This is a genomic window from Arthrobacter sp. M71 S08, from assembly GCF_059089725.1.
Window position 1 is genome coordinate 134,009 of record NZ_JBNHEY010000002.1, and the last position, 18,840, is coordinate 152,848.

An 18,840-nucleotide genomic window follows, 5' to 3' on the forward strand; every position below is an offset into this window, starting at 1 on the left:
CCGGCTTTTCCCGCCGGTGAGTCCAGCTTCCCGCTGTGGTGTTGCCACCCGGTTACGGGGGCGTTATTTCTGCGGGTAGAACGTGTTGCCTGTTCCGATTCGGCGCCGAGGCCCGGAATAGCGCGCAGGAGGGTGCCGTTACACCGGACATGACGAGGATCTACGCCCTGCACGAGAACCCTGAGTGGTTTCCGCCGTTCGCCCGCGCCTTCGAGCAGGAGGGGATCGAGTTCGAAGAGTGGCTGCTGACGGACGGTGTCATCGACCTCGATGCAACACCGCCGGACGGCATTTTCTGGTCGAGAATCAGTGCGTCTGCGCATACCCGGGATCATGGGCTGTCCAAGGACTATGCCCGCGCGGTCCTGTCCTGGCTGGAGGCTCACGGCCGCAGGACGGTGAACGGGCGGCGGATCCTTGAGCTCGAAATGAGCAAGGTGGACCAGCTGACCGCGCTCAAGACGGCCGGCATCGATACGCCACGGACGGTGGCTGCCATCGGACGGGACCGAATCCTGGAAGCAGCGAAGGCGTTTCCCACTCCCTTCATCATCAAGCACAACCAGGGCGGCAAGGGGCTCGGTGTCCGCAAGTTCGAGAGCCACCGCGAACTCGTCCAGTACGTGGCGTCGGACGGGTTCGAGGAGCCGCAGGACGGCATCACCCTGGTGCAGGAATTCATCCAGGCCGCTGAACCGGTCATCACCCGGGTGGAAATCGTGGGCGGTGAGTTTATCTACGCTATCCAGGCGGACACAGCGCGCGGAGGCTTCCAGCTCTGCCCGGCGGACGCGTGCGCCATCGATCCGTCCACCGGAAAGCCGGTCATGCCTCCGGGTGCGACGATCGAACCGGAGGCAGATCAGCAACTCTTCAGCCTGCGCCGTGACTTCGATCATCCGATTATCGCGAAGTACCTGAAGTTCGCGCGCCGGAACAACATCGAGGTATGCGGCATCGAATTCATGGAGACGGCGGACGGACGCCTGCTCACCTACGACGTGAACACCAACACCAACTACAACGCCCTGGTCGAGGTCGCAGCGCCGCGCTCCGCACCCGGCGCGCTCGCAAAGTATCTGGCGGCAGTGGCAGCCGAGCCGGCGCCGTCGTTCGCCTAGCGGTGCCGCAGGCTCAGCGGTAGCCTCGGAACTGGGGGTTCTGCCCGGCACGGAAGGAGCAGATGCAATGCCGAAGGTAACTAAGTCAGGGAAGGTCAAGACCGACGAGCTGCCCAGTACTCTGCAGCGGTCTGACAAAAAAGCGCAGGAGACCTACGCCAAGACCCTTGATTCCGCCGAGGAACAGTACGGTGACGGCGAGCGGGCACACCGGACTGCGTACAGCGCGCTGAAGCACACCCACGAGAAAGTGGGCGACCACTGGGAGCAGAAGGAATCCAAGGGTCCGTCCGACGAGCAGGCTGAAGGCGGGCGTGGAACGTCGAAGGAGACTGCGGGCGGCGTCGACGCGAATGCAAGCAAGGAGCACCTCTACGACATCGCGAAGAAACTCGACGTACCGAAGCGCTCGACCATGAACAAGAAGGAACTGGTGGAGGCGATTCAGAAGGCTAACGACAGGGAAACACGCAAAGCGCGGGGCTGAGCCTATTACGCAACAAAAACATTTCGTAATCGTTCGAAGCGTAGGCTACCCTTACTTTCGTATCCACCCCGACGGTCCGCTCACGCCGTCTTGAAAGTCAAGGAGCCCCAATGGCCCCCACACGCATGCGCGGTATGATCGCCGCGGCAGCAATTGCGGTAATGTCCCTCTCCGCATGCTCCACCGGCCCCTCTGGAGGCGGCTCCGAAGTTGCCGGAGCGAATGAGGGCGGCTCCGCTGAGGCCTTCCCTGTAACCATCGAGCACGCTTTTGGCGAGACAGTGATCGAGGAAAAGCCCGAGCGCGTCGCCACCGTCTCCTGGGTCAACGCCGATGTCGCCCTTGGACTCGGTGTGGTTCCGGTCGGCATGCCGGTGGACGAGTATGGCGGAAACGAGCAGGGCTCCACACCGTGGAAGGATGCCAAACTCGAAGAGCTCGACGCCGCCATCGGCACCGAGAACGCGCCCGTTCAGTACTCTGAGGCTGACGGCATCGCTTTCGACGAGATCGCTGCGACCAACCCGGACATCATCCTCGCGGCATACTCCGGTCTCACCGAAGAGGACTACAACACCCTCAGTGAAATTGCCCCCGTGGTCGCCTACCCGGAGGTTCCGTACGGCACTGCGTGGCAGGTGTCGACGGCGATGATCGGTGAGGCTCTGGGCCTGACCGAAGAGGCCGACCAGCTCGTGACTGAGACCGAGGACCAGATCGCCGAGGCGGCCGCGGAGTACCCCGCGATCGCTGGAAAATCCTTCATTTTCGGCAACCTGGAACCGAACAGCTCCGAGGGCGTGAACATCTACACCGCGAGCGACAACCGTCCCCGGTTCCTGAGCCAGATCGGGATGGAAATGGCCGATGTCGTCGCTGAGAACACCACCGGTGATGAGTTCTTCATCCCGTGGTCGGCTGAGCGTGCTGACGAGCTTGAGTCAGACGTGTTCGTGACCTGGGTTCCGGATAACGCCACCAAGGAAGCGATCGCCGAGGATCCGCTGTTGAGCCAGATCCCCGCGGTGAAATCCGGAGCGCTCGTCGCCGACGCCGACAACACCCTCACCCTGTCCATCTCCGCTGCCAGCCCGCTGTCCCTCGTCTGGGCGCTGGACAAATGGCTGCCGATGATCAACGAGGCCGTCGTTGCGGCCGACGCAGCGTAACGCTCCAGGAAGATCGCCGGGGACTGTCGTTGCCTTTGGGTGCTCGATGCACTGGAATGGTAAGGGCACTTCTCATCTACACTCGGAGGCATCATGGATAACCTCGAACTCGAACAACTGCAGGCAGCTACGGCATGGGACCTCAATGGGGACAAGCTCGGGAACGTCACGCAGGTGCACCTTGACGGAATCTCGCGCAAGCCCGCCTGGGTGACAGTTGGGCTCGGATTGCTGAACACGAGGGAGAACTTCGTTCCGCTCGCCGGTTCACGGCTGGACGGCGACAACCTCTATGTCGCGGTCACCAAGGACACCATTGAAGACGCCCCGGATTTCACGGTTGAAGAAGGTCTTACGGCTGAACAGGAATCGACGCTTCGGGACTACTACCGCATGTGAGGTCGTCGTCCAGCAAAGCGGCCGTCCCCCATGGGGCTCGGCCGCTTTGCTGTATGGGGGACTGCATCGTCTAGGTGAACAGCCCGACGATGTAGCCAACGAAGAACAGGAGTCCCAGCAGTACAAAGATGCCGATCAGCACCAGCCAAATGCGGGAAGCCGCCTTCCCGGGCGCATTTTCCTCGTGGCCCTGGGGCCCGGCTGTACTTGCCTCGCCGGGAGGGGTTTCACCTGGAGGCACGCCGCCGCCAGGCTCCAGCCCTGTGACGTTGTCCTGTTCCGGATCCGGGTTTGAGGCGCTCATGACTGCTCCTGCTCAGAAGACTGACGGGCATTCGATGCCCGCGGAGTCCATGACATGGTGATGTTTGCGCCCTCGTCAGTCTCGCTGACGAAGAGATGCAGGTCTTCGCCGTAAAGATTCTCATGTTCGACGAAGTCCCCCGCCTCGTGTGCGAGGTCAGCGAGTCGGCTGATGGCTACCGCCATTGCCCGGCCCCAGTCGTGCGGGTGCTTGCTGTCCGACTCTTCCGTGACCGAAAACTTCTTCTCCGCGCTGCCCATGGCTACTCCTCACTGCGCTCATACCGATGCCTCAGGCTCCGTGCCTGATGGCCTCCATTGATAAGCAAGCTTTGTAGTGATCCTCATCCCACACTAGCAGTCTGACTACCAGGAGTCTTTCCCAGTTCCCCGCACCACCTTCCGGGCCGCATGGCCGATGATCGAACTGTACGTGGGGTAGGCGAACTTCACGCGGGCCAGGGTGGCGACATCAGTGCCGGCCGCCATTGCCGACGCGACCGCCTGGATAACCTCCACTGCGTTCTCGCCGACAGCGTGCGCACCGAGGATAAGTTCGCGGTGCCGGTCCGTGACCAATTTCAGGAAGCCTTGCTCCCGGTCATCAATGATGGGGCGCTCCACGGCCCCATAGGGAACGACGACGACGGCGCACTCCGGGTCCCGCTCCCTCGCCGTAGCCTCGGTCAGCCCCACCCCGGCATAGTCGGGGTCCGTGAAGCCACCCTCCGGAAGCAGGTGGTGCGGCGTGGTGCGGTGCGCTCCGAGGACGGCGTTCTCCGCCGCCGTCTCACCCTCGAAGACCGCAGCCTGAACCAGCATGGACGTTCCGTTGGCATCTCCGGCAACGAATATGTGCGGGACATTGGAGCGGAGGTAGCTGTCCACCGGGATGGCCCCCCGCGTTGCGGTGACGCCGGCGGCGTCCAGACCGAGCCGGTCGATGTTCGCAGGCCAGCCGGCAGCCATGACCACCGCTCCCACCTGGGCCGACTCCACGCCATCGGTTCCCTGCCAGCGAATCTTGAGCCCGCCGTCGTCGTGCTTTTCGATACCCTCCACGCCACGGATACCGACGTCCACACGGACGCCGCGGGATCGGAAGCTTTCCGTCACGACGGTGGAGACGGCCTCGTCCTCGGTGGTGAGGATGCGCGGGGCGAGATCAAGAAGGGTGACCCGCGAGCCAAGCGCATCGAAAATGGTTGCGAGCTGTGCACCGGTGTGGCCGCCGCCGATGATCGCGACGGCTTCGGGAAGGTCCGGAAGGTCCAGCACCTCATGCGGTAGCGCGGCATGCTCGGCGCCGGGGATTGGAAGCCGGCGCGCCCTGCCGCCGACGCACAGGATGATCGAGGCGGCAGTGACGGACCGGCCCTCGATGGAGATCTCCTGCGGCCCGGTGAAGGCCGCCTCGCCCTCCAGCAGGGTGATCTTCAGCCGCTGCATGGACTCGCTGTACCCTTTTGCATCCAGCACGCGGTCCACGGTGGAACGAACCCGTCGGACCAGTTGGGGCCAGTCCACGGCCGGCTCCTGCACAACGATTCCGTACTCGCGGGCGGTGCGGACCTCCCGGTACAGCCGTGCGGTTTTTGCGAGCACCCGGGTAGGCACGCAGCCGGAGTTGACGCACGTGCCGCCGAGCCGCGCACGCTCGACGACGGCGGTGCGCGCCCCGAGTTCCGCAGCGCGGGTTGCAGCAGCCATGCCCGCCGGCCCGGCGCCGATGACCAGTACATCAAAATCCATAACGGCCTCCATGGCTGGTGTCCTGTCTTTACGTTAGGTGCCCTGCATCAGGTGGACGGCACGCCCGGAATCCGGCTCTCCCTGAACGCTTCAATGAAGAGAGCATGGTCATTCCGGACGGTCCGTGCGTAGTCGTGGGAGAAGTCGATAATGTCGTCAATGAACTCCTCCCGGCGTCCGTCGACCACCTGCATGATGGCGCGCTCGGTCTGAAAATCAACGAGGTCCTGATCGCTGTCCTCGTCGGATGCGCAATGCACCTTGGCGGTTGCGCGGCCGAGGTCCACGAGTACGGGCCCGATCTCATCCGGCTCAGTGAGGTTGTCCCAGCAGAGGTCCGCCTTGTAGGGCGAGAGCTCGTCGACGACGAAACCCACCCCGTCCACGGTGGTGTACCCGAGGAACGTGTCAGTGTGGACCTGAAGTGCCCGCTGACTGATCACCGTCCGGTGACCGTCATGGCGAAAGTAGGAGCGCACCCGCTCATCCGTGACAATCCGGCTGGGCGCGGCCGTGTTGCCCTGCTTCATGGAGATGATGATGTCGTTTTCCAGAGCCTCGTTGTACCCCTCGATGAGCACGTTGTAGGCGGGAAGGCCCGCGCTGCCGATGCCGAAGCCCGTGCTTCCGACGATGTCCTTGACGTTGTAGAAGACGTCACGGTCGGATCGCTTGCCTTCGGGAATGGTGCCGAGGTAGTCCTCGAAGGCACTTGAAACCATGGCGTGCTCGGCTTCCCCCAGGCGGCGCGTCTTGCTGTTGTTCTGGAAACGGCGCTCATGGTCTTCCACGAACGTCATCGCGTCGAGCAGGTCGGTGCGCCGGGACGCACGCGCTTCCAGCAGAACGGCATGGATGGTGCCCGAAGTGTTGCCCAGGTGAAGCGCGAAGTCATCCTGGCCGGCGTCGTCGTAATGTTTCACCTGGTCCAGGTACGCGGACAGGTAGGTGCGTGCCAGCGAGCGCACGGATTCCTCGGGGAGCGCCTTCTGCCAGCACATCAGCGCCAGCGATGTGGTGAACCGGCGCAGGTCCCAGGAGAAGTGGCCGAGGTAGGCCTCATCGAAGTCGTTGATGTCGAACGTCAGCTGTCCGGTACTGCTCATGTAGGTGCCGAAATTTTCCGCATGGAGGTCGCCGTGGATCCACACCCGACTGGTTTTGTCATCGGCCCATTCGTCAGTCATCTCCCGCATGTCCGCGTAGAAGAGGCAGGCGCTGCCACCGTAGAAGGCGAACGGATCGGCGGCCATTTTGCGGAACTTCGTGCGGAACCCATGCGGGTCCGCTTCCATGAGCGGCTTGAACGCCTCGACGAGCGTGTCGGCGATAAGCGCCTCGCGTGAATCACTGTCGGCAGTCTTGTTCACCATTTCGCCAGTCTAGGGGCGCTCCCCTCCCGGCGGAGCAAGGCGTAAGCTCGAATTATGATCACCACGGCGAGCCTTGACGCGCGCCCCCGGGTGCTGCCGGTCCTCTCCGCCGCCCTGGTCTCTGCGTCCGGTTTCATCACTTTCGCCCTGGAGCAGAGGCTGATCGGCTACCTGTTTCTTGCCGCAGCGCTTACAGTCGCGTACTTCACCGGTAAGGCGCTTTTCCGGGACCTGTTGCTGCTGGCTATCGGGTTGGTCATCATCAGCGCGGTGCCCATCACCACCGACATCAGCTTCAGCCACATGGCGATTATGGGTACGGCCATGTTCTTCGCTGTAGGGGTGCCGTATTCGCTGTCCCGGTTCGTCTTCAAGGACCATGCCATCCGCTTCCCGGTACTCACCGGCCAGAAATGGACCCGGATGGAGCGCTGGTACCTGGTTGCCGTCGTCATCATCGGTTACCTGGTGCTGCCGGTGTACATGATCCCCAGCGGGGTGTACGAAAACTGGCCGGCGGCATCGGACCCCGGAACCATCACGCGGTTATTCCTGGGGACGAACGTCCTCGGTATCTGGGATGAACTGTTCTTCATCTGTACGGCATTCACCCTGCTGCGCCGCCACCTGCCCGACTGGCAGGCCAACGTCCTCCAGGCAGTGCTATTCACATCGTTCCTGTGGGAACTGGGTTTCCACGCCTGGGGTCCGATCCTCATCTACCCGTTCGCGTTGATTCAGGCCTGGATCTTCTCGAAGACCAAGTCGCTGAGCTACATCGTGAGCGTGCACCTCTTGTTCGACTTCGTGCTCTTTCTGGTTTTGCTGCACGCCCACAACCGCGAGTGGTTCGCGATCTTCCTCTACTAGTCCCCAACAGACCGGGAGGGCAATTGGACTAACCCCCTGGGCCATCTGAGACTGTAGACGAATGGACTTTCTAGAGGCGATCACCCCCTTCCTGGCTGTCACGGGAGCGGTGTTTGCCGCCGTCGTGCTGGGGTGGATCCTTCGCCGGGTGGCAGCCCGTGCGCTCCGCAAAGTGCCGCAGATCCATGACGCCACCCGGAAGCTGCGCGCTCCGCTGCAGGTGGTGCTCGCCGTCCTCGGTGTACGGATTGCCCTCGCTGCAACCGCGCGTGACGCCGCCTGGTTTCCGCCCGCTGACTACGCGCTGGTGCTGGCACTCATCGGGTCGCTGGCATGGTTGCTGGTCACGGTGCTCTCCGTGGTGGAGATCATGGTGTTGGACTACTACGAGAATTCCAGCCGCGACAACCGGCGTGCCCGGCGGCTCAAGACCCAGATCATGCTTGCACGGCGGGTTGCTGTTGCGGTGATCATCACCCTCGCACTGGCCAGCCTTCTGCTCACCATTGACGAGGTGCGTGCGCTGGGGGCCGGGATCCTGGCCTCCGCCGGTCTCATCTCGATCGTCGCCGGCCTCGCCGTGCAGAGTTCGCTGAGCAACGTCTTCGCCGGCGTGCAGTTGGCCTTCACCGACGCAATCCGCGTGGACGACGTCGTTCTGGTCGAGGGCGAAATGGGGACGATCGAGGAGATCACCATGACCTACGTCGTGGTCCAGTCCTGGGACGAACGCCGCATCATCCTTCCCTCCACCTACTTCACCTCCACCCCGTTCGAGAACTGGACCCGCCGCCGCTCCGAACTTCTGGGAACCGTGGAGCTGGATCTTGATTGGCGCGTGCCGATCGAGAATATGCGCTCACGGTTGCGCGAGATCCTCGAGAGCTCGGAGCTGTGGGACGGTCGGACCGGGACGCTGCAGATCACCTCGGCCACCGACGGCGTGGTCCGGGCGCGGATCCTGGTGAGCGCGGCTGACAGCGGCAACCGGTGGGACCTGCAGTGCCTCGTTCGCGAAGAGATGGTCCGGTTCATCCAGACCCAGTTCCCCGACGCGCTGCCGCGCCAGCGCTGGGAGCAGGTGTCGGCGCCGTCGTCCGTTGCGCCAGTGCCCAGCCAGACCGGGAACGACGACGCCGGCTGGCCCGGTCGGGACGCCCGCCTGTTCTCCGGTTCCCCGGACGCGGAGCGCCGCCGGGAGGACTTCAGCGGTCCGAGTGAGAACGTGCTCGACGAGCGGGAATCCCGTAGGGCTTCCTGACCCACTTCCTGGCACTTCCTGACGCAGTTGATGTGAGGTGGGATACATTGGCTTCGACGGTCAGGGGAAGGGAGAATCGATGAACGGGGAGGCCTCGGGCCACCGCTTCGTCCTCGCATTGGAGGAGGGCTATGTCCGCGTCCAATGGAATGAGGGCGTGACGGTCAGTGAGCAGGATGCCCTCGAACTCCTCCGAAAGCTCGATGAAGTGAACCCGGGCCTGTGCGAGCCGATGCTGGTGATCCTCAACTCGATGGTCTCGCTCGACGCTGCGGCACTGGCGATCTTCGCCGGGCACCTGAACGTGGCGGCGCTGGCGCTCGTTGGGCCTTCAGCGGTGGATCGGCTACTCACCACCTTCTTCAACGACGTTCATCGTCCGCGATATCCCACGCGCCATTTCGCGGCGCCGGCCGCGGCAATCGACTGGCTGATGACGCCGGGACACAGCACATCTGAACCATGAGTCTGGGGAGACCGAAAATGGAATATTCAGCTGACGATCATGTGCGTTTCGCGCTGACAGATGAGGGCGGCTTTCTTCGATTGTGCTGGAATGCCGGGATAGTTCTGGACCTGAGCGACGTGCAGGCGAGCATCGCCGCCGTCGAGGCCATGTCGCCGGCGTGCAAGCGGCCGCTGCTCGTCCACATAGACCTGGTCGACGGGATCAGCGCTCCGGCGAGGGGTCTCCTGCTGGAAGAGACGTGCTCGAGCCGTACGGCCGTCCTCGGGAAGGACGAGGTGGCGCGCGTCATGACGGCGTTCAACTACCGTGCCGCAACTCCCAGCCAGTACTTCACGGATGAAGCACTGGCGGTCGGGTGGCTTACCTCCAGCAGTGCCGCCGAGCGGACCGGCTAGAGCCCGCCGAGCGCCCGCACGATGGGAACACAGGAAGCGGCGGCCCACGCCTGCGGCCTGCAGGAGGCCGGATATGGGACTGGCGGCCAGACATCGGACGCCGAGTGCCCGGAGAACAATTCGGGTAGTCGCCAGTCGAACCCTTCTGCAGCGCGCAACAGTCCGCTGGCAAGCAAGGACGCCTCCCTGGTGAAGCCGTCCTTGAGCAGTCCGTTGATAATCATGCCCGTGTCATGACTCCACACCGACCCTGCGTGGTAGCGGGTGGGCCAGAAACCGCCGTTGGTGGTGGAGACGGTGCGGATACCGTAACCGGAGAACATGGTGGGGTCCATTACTCGTTCCGCAACCGCCCGTGCTTCCTCGCCGTTCAGAATGCCGGTGCCCAGCAGATGGCCCATGTTGCTGGTGATGCCGTCAACTGCTCGCTTGGAAGAATCCAGCGCGATAGCAGGATAGGGGCCCAGTTCATCCGCACACCAAAACGCTTCCCGGAACCGTTTCTGAAGATTCGCGGCATAGAGCCTCCAGTCCTCACCGCCGCGGCGCCCGAAGGCGTCCAGAAGCGCGGCTCCGCCGATCGCTGCCTCGTAGGCGTAAGCCTGCACCTCGACGAGCGCGATCGGTCCTTCTGCGAGGGATCCATCGTGCCAGCGTATGGAATCGCCGGAGTCCTTCCAGCCCTGGTTCGCCAGTCCATGACCGCTCTCGTCCTCGTACTCGAGGAAGCCGTCGCCGTCCGAGTCACCGTGATCCCGCAACCAGACCAGTGCCGCCTCAAGCTGGTCCAACAGGCCTACGACCTGTTCATTGGGCAAGCCTGCCCGCCAGGCGTCATGCAGCAGGCAAATCCATAGGGGAGTGGCGTCGATTGTGCCGAAGTATACGGGTGGGAGGGATACGCCGGCGTCGCCCTCCGAGAAGGACAGCGTTCCGCGGCGCACCTCGTGAAGGATCTTTCCCGGTTGTTCGGCGGTCTCAGGATCAGTAGAGCCGCCCTGTCGGGAGGCGAGCGCGCGAAGCGTGCTTCCGGCCAGCGAGGTGTCGATGGGCAGGAGAAGCCGCGCCGCAATGAGCGAATCGCGACCGAACATGGTGAAGAACCACGGGGCTCCGGCCGCCAGAAAGGCATCTTCCGGCCGGTTGGCTGCGGCCATGCGGAGACCGTTGAGGTCCGAGATCGAGCGGTCCACAAGGCGCTGGAGTGACTCACCTTCGACAGTCGGAGCTGCAAGCGCTGGACCTGACGGAGCCACCATAGGAGCGCCTGCATCGGCAACAGCCAATCGCCAGGCAAGCTCGACGGCGCCGCCCGGCTCCACTCCAACCTGCCAGGTGACGGTGATGCGGCCGCCGTCGTAGGCGATCTGTGCGCCCTGTGCCTCCAGATGAGCGGTGGTGTCCTCGTCGCGCCAGCTCCACTCCGGGCCGGTCATCGTGAGGTCCGACCTACCGGGTGCGCCGGACTTCACCTGCTCCATCGGTGTGTTGTCAGCGTCGAGTACCAGCCGGACTTGCTGCTGAACGGGGAAGCTATAGGCGGACTCGAAGCGTATCCGTTCGGAGACACCCTCCGCGTCGGCGGTGCGCGTACGCGTCAGGTACATCAGGGGATCCGCTACCTGCGATTCCACCCGTACGAAGTGCAGGTAGTCGACCCGCTGGGCGGAGCGGACCTGGGTGGAGACCCAATCCGGTTCGTCGCCGTTGACGGTCAGTACCGCGGACCGGATGATGCGGTCGTCACCACAATGGATTCCTTGCGCGCCGGAGTCCCGAATCTGGCCGTGAGGGTCCGCCCATGCCTGCACGGGGGCGCTGAATACGCCGGTGAGGTTGTGGAGGAAGGGCTGTAGGTACGCCACTGGGTTCTCCTGAAGTTTCGAGGCTCGCGAGAATTAGATCGTTCAAATTTTTCATTGACAACACTATTTGAACGTTCATATTCTGTAAACGCTACATGGCGCCAAACTCAAAGGAGAAGGAAGGCATGCCGAAGGCAACTCTCGTCAGCCTCGCTGAATCCCTTGGTGTGTCCAGGCAGACCGTCTCCAATGTGATTAATGCGCCCCATCGGGTGAAGCCTGAAACCCGTGCGCGGGTGCAGCACGCTATCGCTGAGAGCGGTTACCGGCCCAGTGCGGCTGCCCGTCAGCTTCGTACGCGGCGATCCATGAATTTGGGCATCCGGATGACGCCGGTGGTCGACGGGATCAACGGGTCGATCCTGGACCGGTTCCTGCACGCACTCACCGAAGCTGCTCAAGCTCAGGGCTACAGGATTACGCTGTTCTGCGCCGAATCCGATTCCGGTGAGATCTGCCAATACGAGGAGCTGTTGAAGGTCGCTGCCTTGGACGGCTTCGTCCTCACCGGCACTCACTATGGCGATGCCCGCACTGCCTGGCTCCTTGAGCATGAAGTTCCATTCGCCGCGTTCGGCCGTCCCTGGAGCAGCGTCGAGGATCCGTTCTCCTCCAGCCACCCGTGGGTTGACGTCGACGGTGGCGCAGGCACCGAGCGGGCAACCCGAACCTTGATCGAGCAGGGCCATAGCACTGTTGGCTTCCTTGGCTGGCCCGCAGGGTCCGGTGCCGGGGATGACCGTCGCGACGGCTGGGCTCGCGCGATGCGCGCAGCCGGATTGTCCACCGCGGGCCTCGACATTCAGTCAGACGACGGCGTCCCCGCCGGGGCGCAAGGCGCCGAACATTTGTCATCCCACGGTGCGACGGCGCTGGTCTGTGCGAGCGACTCCCTCGCCCTGGGCGCATCGGCGAAACTGCGGCAGCTGCGTCCGGCACAGACCTCACCCGCGGTCATCGGGTTTGATGACACGCCTGTTGCCGCCGCCGTTGGACTTTCAAGTGTTTCCCAGCCAACGGAGGACGCGGCACGGCACATTGTTGCCGTTCTCGCCCACCAGTTGGCCGCGAGCAATTCCCCGGAAGGAGACCAGCGGCCGGCGCCGGAACAGCATCTGCTGCTCCCACCGACACTCATTCAGCGAACGCCGTACTCCTTCAGCCGTAGTACCTGACCGAACCCACAAGAAGACGCAACAACATGAGGAATCAGACAATGAAGACTGGAAATCCCCGACGCCACCTGGCCGTCGCCATCACTGCGGCATCGATGCTTGCCCTGACCGCCTGCGGAGGATCCGGCTTCTCGGAATCCGCCGAGGAAGGCGGAGACCCTGCCGAGGTAACGGACGCACCCGTCAGTGTCCTCATCGGATCGTCGGGCGACGCCGAGACCCAGGCCGTCACCGGGGCTGTTGACGCATGGGCAAGCGAGTCAGGTGTGGACGCGTCCGTCATCGCCGCCTCCGATCTCACCCAGCAGCTGAGCCAGGGCTTCGCCTCCGGCGATCCGGCCGACGTGTTCTACCTGTCCACCGACGCGTTCGCCGGATACGCTGCCAACGGATCGCTCGAGCCGTATGGGGAAGACCTTGAGAACAAGGACGACTATTATCCTGCCCTGCGCGATGCATTCACATACGAGGACCAGCTTTACTGCGCACCCAAGGACTTTTCCACCCTCGGCCTCGTCATCAACACAGCCAAGTGGGAAGAGGCGGGCCTCACGGAGGATGACATCCCCACAACCTGGGACGAACTGGCCAGCGTAGCTGAGAAGCTCACCACCGACGACACTGTTGGTCTCGGGTTCAGCCCCGAATTCCAGCGGCTCGGTGTGTTCACCGCACAGGCTGGAGGCGGACTCGTCACTGACGGCGAGGCGACGGCCGCCAGCCCGGAGAACGTTGAAGGCCTGAGCTACGTCAAGCAGCTGATGACGGACGGCGTCGCCGACTATTCCTCCAACCTCGGAGCCGGTTGGGGCGGCGAGGCCTTCGGGAAGGGCCTGGCAGCGATGGTCATCGAGGGCAACTGGATTGCCGGCGCCATGACCAACGATTTCCCGGACGTCGAGTACCAGGTCGCCGAACTCCCGGAGGGACCTGGAGGCAAAGGGACACTCCAGTTCACCAACTGCTGGGGCATCGCGGCCGACAGCGACAACATCGAGGGCGCAAAGGCGCTCGTGGAACACCTGACCTCCGCCGAGAGCCAGTTGGCGTTCGCGGAAGCGTTCGGCGTCATGCCCTCCCTGCAGTCGGTTGCTGGAGACTGGGCGGAACAGTACCCGGAATTGGAGCCTTTCATCGCCGGCGGTGAGTACGCGCAGAACCTGCCCGCACAGCAGGGTGCAGCCGATGTGTTGGGGGAACTGAACTCCCAGCTTGAGTCACTGGAGTCCTCGGATCCCCAGCAGATCCTGGAGTCGGTACAACCGCTCCTGGAATCCGTAGTCACCCAGTAACGACGCATCACACCGGGCGGCGCTCCACTGCGGGGCGTCGCCCGGGACAGCCAATGCGTTCCAGAACCGAGGTTTCCAATGCCACCCACCACCCCAGCACCCGCTTCGCAAGCGGCCGGCACAGACACCAGGCGACGCGGCGACATCCGCGGTAGGCAAGGACTTGCGGGCTGGCTCTTCATCGCTCCCGTCGTCCTCATCCTGGGGCTGTTCCTCGTGATTCCGGTTCTCATGGCCGCATGGGTGAGCATGTCGGACTGGACCGGGCGCGGCAGCCCCTTCTCCGCCAACGTCAATTTTGTCGGCGGCGAAAATTACGCCGGAATACTCGGCGGTGAGGGGCTGATCGGGCGCGATTTCGGGACCTCGATCCGGAACAACCTGTACTACGTCATCCTCGTTGTCCCGCTGCAGACAGCCCTGTCCCTGTTCCTGGCGGTACTGGTGAACCGACAGATCCTGCGGGGCAGGGGCTTCTTCCGCACCGCGTTCTACTTCCCCTCGGTGACCAGCTCGGTGGCAATTACGGTGCTGTGGCTGTTTCTCTTCAGCGCAACCGGCGTGGTGAACAAGGTCCTGTCCTTCTTCGCCATCGATGGACCCAACTGGTTCCAGGACCCGCGGGGAGTGCTGCACATCCTGCTCGGTCTGGTCGGGCTCGACCAGACGCCTGCCGGCCTCAGGGATCCGGGGTTCCTTGGCATCACCGGGTGGGACTGGCTGGCGGGACCGTCGGTGGCGATGACGGCCTTCATCCTGATGGCAATCTTCACCACCTCCGGAACGTTCATGCTGCTCTTCATTGCGGCGCTGCAGAACATCAGCGGCGAGGTGCAGGAGGCAGCCATGGTGGACGGAGCCACCGGCTGGCAGCGCTTTTGGAGCGTCACCCTTCCGATGCTGCGCCCCACCCTGTTCACCGTGCTGACCCTTGGACTGATCGGCACCTGGCAGGTCTTTGACCAGATCTACACCGGCACCCAGGGCGGACCGGCCAAGACAACGCTGACACCCGCCTATCTTTCATTCAATGCCGCCTTCGTCGACCAGCGGTGGGGAGTCGGCGCCGCGATTGCCTTCGTGCTCTTCGCCATCATCGTTGTCCTCACCCTCCTGCAACGCTGGGCGCTGCAGGAACGGGATGTCCCACGACGACGGCGGATGGTGCCTGCCGGAGTCAGCGCCGGCTCAAGTGCGGCAGCAGCCCCCGGCACCGCCGCACCCAAGGATGAAGAGCGAAGGTCCAACCGATGAGCACCGCCACAGCACCGGCTCCGGCACACGCGAGCCACCATCGTCCCCGGTCCGATGGCCGGCGAAAGGCCGTCCGCGGGGCGTGGATTGCGTACCTCGTCCTGATTGCGCTCGCAATCATCTACATCTTCCCGTTCCTGGTGCAGGTGGCAACCTCCTTCAAGACCGAGCCGGAAGCCGCGCAGAACCCACTGGGTATTGTTCCGCAGAACTGGACTGTCGCCGCCTACGAGGCGCTCTTCGCGAACTCTGACTTCCCGCTGTGGGGAATGAACTCGTTCATCGTGACCGTGTTCGTGACGCTCGGCAGGGTGTTCTTCAACTCGCTCGCCGGCTACGCCCTGGCACGTATCCCGTTCCGCGGCCGTGGTCTGGTGTTTGCCCTCCTGGTCGCGGTGATGGCGGTTCCCGGCGTCGTGCTGCTTATTCCGAAGTTCCTGGTGATCAACCAATTGGGTATGTACGACTCCTACACCGGCATGATTCTGCCGCTCCTGGCCGATGCAGCGGGCGTCTTCATCATGAAGAACTTTTTCGAGTCCATCCCCGTCAGCGTGGAGGAGCAGGCGCGGATCGACGGCGCAGGAACCTTTCGCACATTCTGGTCCGTGGTGCTGCCTATGGCGCGGCCCGCGGTCATGACAATTGTGATCCTGTCCTTCCAGGGTTCCTGGAACGAGCTTAACCACTTCATCATCTCCACCCAGGACCCCGGACTGACCACACTGACCAAGGGTGTTGCGCAGCTGGCGTCCGGGGCCCTGAGCCAGGGAACGCAATATCCGCTCAAGCTCGCCGCGGCTGCCCTCATGACCGTTCCGGTGGCGATCGTGTTCTTCGTCTTCCAGAAGCGGATCATGAACGCTTCGGCAGGCGCGGTGAAGGAGTAAACGGCGGCGGAGGCGTCAGCGGCCGGGACGCAGGCTGGGGGAGCCGGTGTTCCCTTCGCCCTCAGCCATGCCGTCGAGCACCTGCCGGATGGCATCCACCGAGGTGTACTTCGGCTCCCAGCCCAGGACGGTACGGGCATGATCGGTGTTCATGACCGGCGCCTGGGAAGCCATGTCGATCCAGCCCGGGTCCGAAGCCTGTAACCGGAGCCGCCACGTGGCCGCGACGAGCGCGCGTAGGACAGGCACCGGTAGGTCGAACACACGTTTCGCTCCGAGGATCCCGGCCACGATCGCCGGTGTGAGAACAGGATCCGCGGCGACATTGAACGCCCCGGATGCCCGATGCTTGACCGCCAACCAATAGGCGTCTGCAACGTCTTCCACATGGAGCGCCTGGAACACGAACCTGGAGGGAATCGGCAGCACCTGCAGCATGCCCAGGCGCCGAACGAGTCCTTTCGGAACCAGCGAGCCCAGGAAGTACCGGCCGATCTGGCTGCCCGCCTCGGTGTTGAAACTCAGGCCGGGGCGAAGCCTTGCCACCGGGATTTCGGGATACTTCTCCTCGAACTCATCGAGCAGGTCTTCCTGGATGGCCTTGTGCCGGCCGTAGTGTGACGTGGGAATACCCCCGGTAGGCCACGTCTCAGTGACGCGTTCGCTCTTTGGCGCAGGGCTGTATGCCGCAACGGAGGACGCACAGACGAAGTGCCGCACACCGGCGTCGGCAGCTGCGCGGAGTGCATTCCGGGTGCCGGTCACGTTGGTTCGGTACAGGGTGTCCTCATCCCGATTCGGCTGGATTGCCCAGACAAGATGTACGACGGCGTCAGCCCCCTGGAGCGCCGCGGTGAGGCTTTCCCGACCGGCGTCAGTGCCGACGTCGGCCGTGTGCCACTCGACACCGCTGTACGGTGCGTGGTCCCTGGACGGCTCGCGGCGGGAGATCCCCACCAGCTCGATGGCAGGATTCTCATCGCGGGCCTGCTGGAGACGGCGGAGAAGCGCCGTTCCCACGTTGCCGGTCGCTCCGATAACAGCAATGCGCATGTGGAACCCCTCAATCGTTGCGGAGACGTGAAAACCACACTAAACGCTCGACTACTTATTGCAATAGTAAGTATCCTTATGGTTCGGTTGGGGAAGGCAAATCGAACCGGAGGTAGAAACGTGGCCACTAAAGATCCAGCGAAGGCGGATTCTGCGGAGGAAGCAACGCAGGCGAAGGGAGCCTCAAGCCCGGAACCGGATGACTCCCGGAAGCCGGATGCCCCTACCGACCTCGACAAACCGGCCTGGGGTTACGTCTTCAAGCGGACGTTGAACGAGTTCGGCAAGGACCAATGTACTGATATTGCAGCTGCCCTGACCTTCTTCGCGGTCCTGGCCATTTTTCCCGCGCTGTTGGCCCTCGTATCAATTCTCGGACTCTTCGGGCAGGCACAGGCAACCACTGACACCGTGCTCAACATCGTCTCCAACATCGCGCCGGAGGCCGCGAACACCATCGGGCCGACGGTTGAGCAGTTGGCCTCTTCAGAAGCAGCCGGCCTGACATTCGTCATCGGCCTACTCGGCGCTCTCTGGTCCGCCTCCGGGTACGTCACCGCGTTCTCCCGTGCCATGAACCGGGTCTACGAGGTCGAGGAGGGGCGTCCCTTCTGGAAGCTGCGTCCGATCATGCTCGGGATCACCATCGTCGTGCTGCTTCTGGTGGTGGTGATGGCGCTGCTGTTGATCCTGTCCGGGCCGGTGGCAGAAGCGATCGGCGGAGTAATCGGTCTCGGCCCAACTGCACTGACCGTCTGGAACATCGCCAAATGGCCGGTCCTGGTAGCCTTTGCGGTCCTGACCGTCGCGGTCCTGTACTACGCGACACCCAATGTGCAGCAGCCCAAGTTCAAGTGGGTCAGTATCGGCTCAATAATTGCGCTGCTGGTTCTTGCCATCACAACGGTGGCTTTCTCCTTCTACATCGCGAACTTCGGCAACTATCAGCAGACCTACGGCGCTATTGCCGGCGTCATCATCTTCCTGCTGTGGCTGTATCTGGCGAATCTTTCCCTGCTCTTCGGGGCGGAAGTCGACGCCGAACTCGAACGTGGCCGTGAGTTGCAGGCGGGCATCGAGGCAGAAGAAACCGTGCAGTTGCCCCCTCGTGACACCAAGGGCGCCCAGAAGAAGCGCGACAAGCAGATCGAACTTGTAGACGACGGCCGCGAACTCCGTCAGAAGTACGGTCGCGATCATGACTCCAGGGAGAGAAGCAAATCATGACCCACATCGCTGACATGATCATCGCCCACCCGCGCCCCTCCGGGCAGGTGCAGGCGGGAGACCTCGCTGCCACCATCGAGGCGTGCCTGGACTGCGTTGCCACCTGCGGAAGCTGCGCGGACGCCTGCCTCGGTGAGGAGGGCATCGAGGAGCTCCGGCACTGCATCCGGACGAACCAGGATTGCGCTGACATCTGTTTGGCCACTGTCAGGATGCTTCAGCGCCAGGGCGGGCATCACCCCGCGGTCCTTGCGCCGTTGCTCGAGGCCTGTCTACAGGCCTGCCGGAATTGTGCGGAGGAATGCGAGCGTCACGCCTCCATGCATGATCACTGCAGGATCTGCGCCGAAGCCTGCCGCCGCTGCGAAGCAGCCTGCACTGCTCTGCTCGCATCGCTAGGGAAGTAGTCGCTGCAGGATTGAAGGCATCCGACCGCCTGCGCTCAACGAACTCCGGTCATGACCGGCAGCCAACCACTTAGGGTG

At 63.4% G+C, this 18,840-nt stretch carries 20 protein-coding genes; 14 read left to right on the top strand and 6 right to left on the bottom strand.

Annotated features, from left to right (window positions below; genetic code table 11):
- Nucleotides 1-149: 149 nt before the first annotated feature.
- From AC5RTB_RS04475 to AC5RTB_RS04490, 4 genes are all read left to right on the top strand, one after another.
- Nucleotides 150-1,121 (top strand): ATP-grasp domain-containing protein, encoded by a 972-nt coding sequence (locus tag AC5RTB_RS04475; protein ID WP_494059887.1) that lies wholly within the window; start codon nucleotides 150-152, stop codon nucleotides 1,119-1,121.
- 67 nt (nucleotides 1,122-1,188) lie between these two features.
- Nucleotides 1,189-1,608 (top strand): ChaB family protein, encoded by a 420-nt coding sequence (locus AC5RTB_RS04480; protein WP_494059888.1) that lies wholly within the window; start codon nucleotides 1,189-1,191, stop codon nucleotides 1,606-1,608.
- A 110-nt stretch (nucleotides 1,609-1,718) separates the two neighbouring features.
- Nucleotides 1,719-2,777, top strand: a complete 1,059-nt coding sequence (locus tag AC5RTB_RS04485) for an iron-siderophore ABC transporter substrate-binding protein (RefSeq protein WP_494059889.1) — start codon at nucleotides 1,719-1,721, stop codon at nucleotides 2,775-2,777.
- A 93-nt stretch (nucleotides 2,778-2,870) separates the two neighbouring features.
- Nucleotides 2,871-3,176, top strand: coding sequence for a PRC-barrel domain-containing protein (locus AC5RTB_RS04490; RefSeq protein WP_494059890.1), 306 nt, complete (start codon nucleotides 2,871-2,873; stop codon nucleotides 3,174-3,176).
- 70 nt (nucleotides 3,177-3,246) lie between these two features.
- Here AC5RTB_RS04490 and AC5RTB_RS04495 read toward each other — a convergent pair whose 3' ends face one another.
- The 4 genes from AC5RTB_RS04495 to AC5RTB_RS04510 form a co-directional block, all read right to left on the bottom strand.
- Nucleotides 3,247-3,480, bottom strand: coding sequence for a DUF6480 family protein (locus AC5RTB_RS04495; protein WP_490890194.1), 234 nt, complete (start codon nucleotides 3,478-3,480; stop codon nucleotides 3,247-3,249).
- Nucleotides 3,477-3,740, bottom strand: coding sequence for a hypothetical protein (locus AC5RTB_RS04500; RefSeq protein ID WP_494059891.1), 264 nt, complete (start codon nucleotides 3,738-3,740; stop codon nucleotides 3,477-3,479). Before AC5RTB_RS04500 ends, AC5RTB_RS04495 begins: the two co-directional genes overlap by 4 nt.
- A gap of 105 nt (nucleotides 3,741-3,845) precedes the next feature.
- Nucleotides 3,846-5,231, bottom strand: coding sequence for a dihydrolipoyl dehydrogenase family protein (locus AC5RTB_RS04505; protein WP_494059892.1), 1,386 nt, complete (start codon nucleotides 5,229-5,231; stop codon nucleotides 3,846-3,848).
- Between the two features lie 47 nt (nucleotides 5,232-5,278).
- Entirely contained in the window at nucleotides 5,279-6,604 is a 1,326-nt protein-coding gene (locus AC5RTB_RS04510; protein WP_494059893.1) for a DUF2252 domain-containing protein, read from the bottom strand.
- 54 nt (nucleotides 6,605-6,658) lie between these two features.
- Between AC5RTB_RS04510 and AC5RTB_RS04515 the strand changes: the two genes are divergently transcribed.
- The 4 genes from AC5RTB_RS04515 to AC5RTB_RS04530 all read left to right on the top strand — a co-directional run bounded on the left by AC5RTB_RS04515 (nucleotide 6,659) and on the right by AC5RTB_RS04530 (nucleotide 9,599).
- Nucleotides 6,659-7,474 carry a CPBP family glutamic-type intramembrane protease gene (locus tag AC5RTB_RS04515; RefSeq protein ID WP_494059894.1) on the top strand — a complete coding sequence of 272 codons (816 nt, stop codon included), beginning with the start codon at nucleotides 6,659-6,661 and terminating at the stop codon, nucleotides 7,472-7,474.
- A gap of 61 nt (nucleotides 7,475-7,535) precedes the next feature.
- Nucleotides 7,536-8,735: a mechanosensitive ion channel family protein gene (locus AC5RTB_RS04520; protein ID WP_494059895.1), complete on the top strand. Its 1,200-nt coding sequence runs from the start codon at nucleotides 7,536-7,538 to the stop codon at nucleotides 8,733-8,735.
- 79 nt (nucleotides 8,736-8,814) lie between these two features.
- On the top strand, nucleotides 8,815-9,201 hold the full coding sequence (locus AC5RTB_RS04525) for a DUF7793 family protein (protein ID WP_494059896.1): 387 nt from the start codon (nucleotides 8,815-8,817) through the stop codon (nucleotides 9,199-9,201).
- A 17-nt stretch (nucleotides 9,202-9,218) separates the two neighbouring features.
- Entirely contained in the window at nucleotides 9,219-9,599 is a 381-nt protein-coding gene (locus tag AC5RTB_RS04530) for a DUF7793 family protein (protein WP_494059897.1), read from the top strand.
- On the opposite strand, the gene AC5RTB_RS04535 is transcribed toward AC5RTB_RS04530, so the two are convergent.
- The gene (locus AC5RTB_RS04535; protein ID WP_494059898.1) at nucleotides 9,596-11,464 is read right to left on the bottom strand and encodes a glycogen debranching N-terminal domain-containing protein; all 1,869 of its coding nucleotides are present in this window, start codon (nucleotides 11,462-11,464) and stop codon (nucleotides 9,596-9,598) included. The genes AC5RTB_RS04530 and AC5RTB_RS04535 overlap by 4 nt on opposite strands.
- Nucleotides 11,465-11,589: 125 nt before the next feature.
- On the opposite strand from AC5RTB_RS04535, the gene AC5RTB_RS04540 reads away from it, so the two are divergent.
- The 4 genes from AC5RTB_RS04540 to AC5RTB_RS04555 all read left to right on the top strand — a co-directional run bounded on the left by AC5RTB_RS04540 (nucleotide 11,590) and on the right by AC5RTB_RS04555 (nucleotide 16,075).
- On the top strand, nucleotides 11,590-12,639 hold the full coding sequence (locus AC5RTB_RS04540; RefSeq protein WP_494059899.1) for a LacI family DNA-binding transcriptional regulator: 1,050 nt from the start codon (nucleotides 11,590-11,592) through the stop codon (nucleotides 12,637-12,639).
- Nucleotides 12,640-12,680: 41 nt separating this feature from the next.
- A complete protein-coding gene (locus tag AC5RTB_RS04545) occupies nucleotides 12,681-13,931 on the top strand; it encodes a sugar ABC transporter substrate-binding protein (protein WP_494059900.1) in 1,251 nt (416 codons plus the stop codon).
- A gap of 78 nt (nucleotides 13,932-14,009) precedes the next feature.
- A complete protein-coding gene (locus tag AC5RTB_RS04550; protein WP_494059901.1) occupies nucleotides 14,010-15,185 on the top strand; it encodes a carbohydrate ABC transporter permease in 1,176 nt (391 codons plus the stop codon).
- Nucleotides 15,182-16,075, top strand: a complete 894-nt coding sequence (locus AC5RTB_RS04555) for a carbohydrate ABC transporter permease (protein WP_494059902.1) — start codon at nucleotides 15,182-15,184, stop codon at nucleotides 16,073-16,075. Before AC5RTB_RS04550 ends, AC5RTB_RS04555 begins: the two co-directional genes overlap by 4 nt.
- Nucleotides 16,076-16,090: 15 nt before the next feature.
- Here the strand turns inward: AC5RTB_RS04555 and AC5RTB_RS04560 are convergent, their stop codons facing one another.
- Nucleotides 16,091-17,128: an NAD-dependent epimerase/dehydratase family protein gene (locus AC5RTB_RS04560; RefSeq protein WP_494059903.1), complete on the bottom strand. Its 1,038-nt coding sequence runs from the start codon at nucleotides 17,126-17,128 to the stop codon at nucleotides 16,091-16,093.
- Between the two features lie 120 nt (nucleotides 17,129-17,248).
- Between AC5RTB_RS04560 and AC5RTB_RS04565 the strand changes: the two genes are divergently transcribed.
- The gene (locus AC5RTB_RS04565) at nucleotides 17,249-18,355 is read left to right on the top strand and encodes a YihY/virulence factor BrkB family protein (RefSeq protein WP_494059904.1); all 1,107 of its coding nucleotides are present in this window, start codon (nucleotides 17,249-17,251) and stop codon (nucleotides 18,353-18,355) included.
- Complete coding sequence (locus AC5RTB_RS04570; protein ID WP_494059905.1) at nucleotides 18,352-18,762, top strand: four-helix bundle copper-binding protein; 411 nt, start codon at nucleotides 18,352-18,354, stop codon at nucleotides 18,760-18,762. Before AC5RTB_RS04565 ends, AC5RTB_RS04570 begins: the two co-directional genes overlap by 4 nt.
- Nucleotides 18,763-18,840: the final 78 nt, after the last annotated feature.

Bases quoted from the DNA above. Each gene is read 5' to 3' on its own strand.
- AC5RTB_RS04475 (WP_494059887.1), top strand. From the start codon at position 150: ATGACGAGGATCTACGCCCTGCACGAGAACCCTGAGTGGTTTCCGCCG.
- AC5RTB_RS04480 (WP_494059888.1), top strand. From the start codon at position 1,189: ATGCCGAAGGTAACTAAGTCAGGGAAGGTCAAGACCGACGAGCTGCCC.
- AC5RTB_RS04485 (WP_494059889.1), top strand. From the start codon at position 1,719: ATGGCCCCCACACGCATGCGCGGTATGATCGCCGCGGCAGCAATTGCG.
- AC5RTB_RS04490 (WP_494059890.1), top strand. From the start codon at position 2,871: ATGGATAACCTCGAACTCGAACAACTGCAGGCAGCTACGGCATGGGAC.
- AC5RTB_RS04495 (WP_490890194.1), bottom strand. From the start codon at position 3,480: ATGAGCGCCTCAAACCCGGATCCGGAACAGGACAACGTCACAGGGCTG.
- AC5RTB_RS04500 (WP_494059891.1), bottom strand. From the start codon at position 3,740: ATGGGCAGCGCGGAGAAGAAGTTTTCGGTCACGGAAGAGTCGGACAGC.
- AC5RTB_RS04505 (WP_494059892.1), bottom strand. From the start codon at position 5,231: ATGGATTTTGATGTACTGGTCATCGGCGCCGGGCCGGCGGGCATGGCT.
- AC5RTB_RS04510 (WP_494059893.1), bottom strand. From the start codon at position 6,604: ATGGTGAACAAGACTGCCGACAGTGATTCACGCGAGGCGCTTATCGCC.
- AC5RTB_RS04515 (WP_494059894.1), top strand. From the start codon at position 6,659: ATGATCACCACGGCGAGCCTTGACGCGCGCCCCCGGGTGCTGCCGGTC.
- AC5RTB_RS04520 (WP_494059895.1), top strand. From the start codon at position 7,536: ATGGACTTTCTAGAGGCGATCACCCCCTTCCTGGCTGTCACGGGAGCG.
- AC5RTB_RS04525 (WP_494059896.1), top strand. From the start codon at position 8,815: ATGAACGGGGAGGCCTCGGGCCACCGCTTCGTCCTCGCATTGGAGGAG.
- AC5RTB_RS04530 (WP_494059897.1), top strand. From the start codon at position 9,219: ATGGAATATTCAGCTGACGATCATGTGCGTTTCGCGCTGACAGATGAG.
- AC5RTB_RS04540 (WP_494059899.1), top strand. From the start codon at position 11,590: ATGCCGAAGGCAACTCTCGTCAGCCTCGCTGAATCCCTTGGTGTGTCC.
- AC5RTB_RS04545 (WP_494059900.1), top strand. From the start codon at position 12,681: ATGAAGACTGGAAATCCCCGACGCCACCTGGCCGTCGCCATCACTGCG.
- AC5RTB_RS04550 (WP_494059901.1), top strand. From the start codon at position 14,010: ATGCCACCCACCACCCCAGCACCCGCTTCGCAAGCGGCCGGCACAGAC.
- AC5RTB_RS04555 (WP_494059902.1), top strand. From the start codon at position 15,182: ATGAGCACCGCCACAGCACCGGCTCCGGCACACGCGAGCCACCATCGT.
- AC5RTB_RS04560 (WP_494059903.1), bottom strand. From the start codon at position 17,128: ATGCGCATTGCTGTTATCGGAGCGACCGGCAACGTGGGAACGGCGCTT.
- AC5RTB_RS04570 (WP_494059905.1), top strand. From the start codon at position 18,352: ATGACCCACATCGCTGACATGATCATCGCCCACCCGCGCCCCTCCGGG.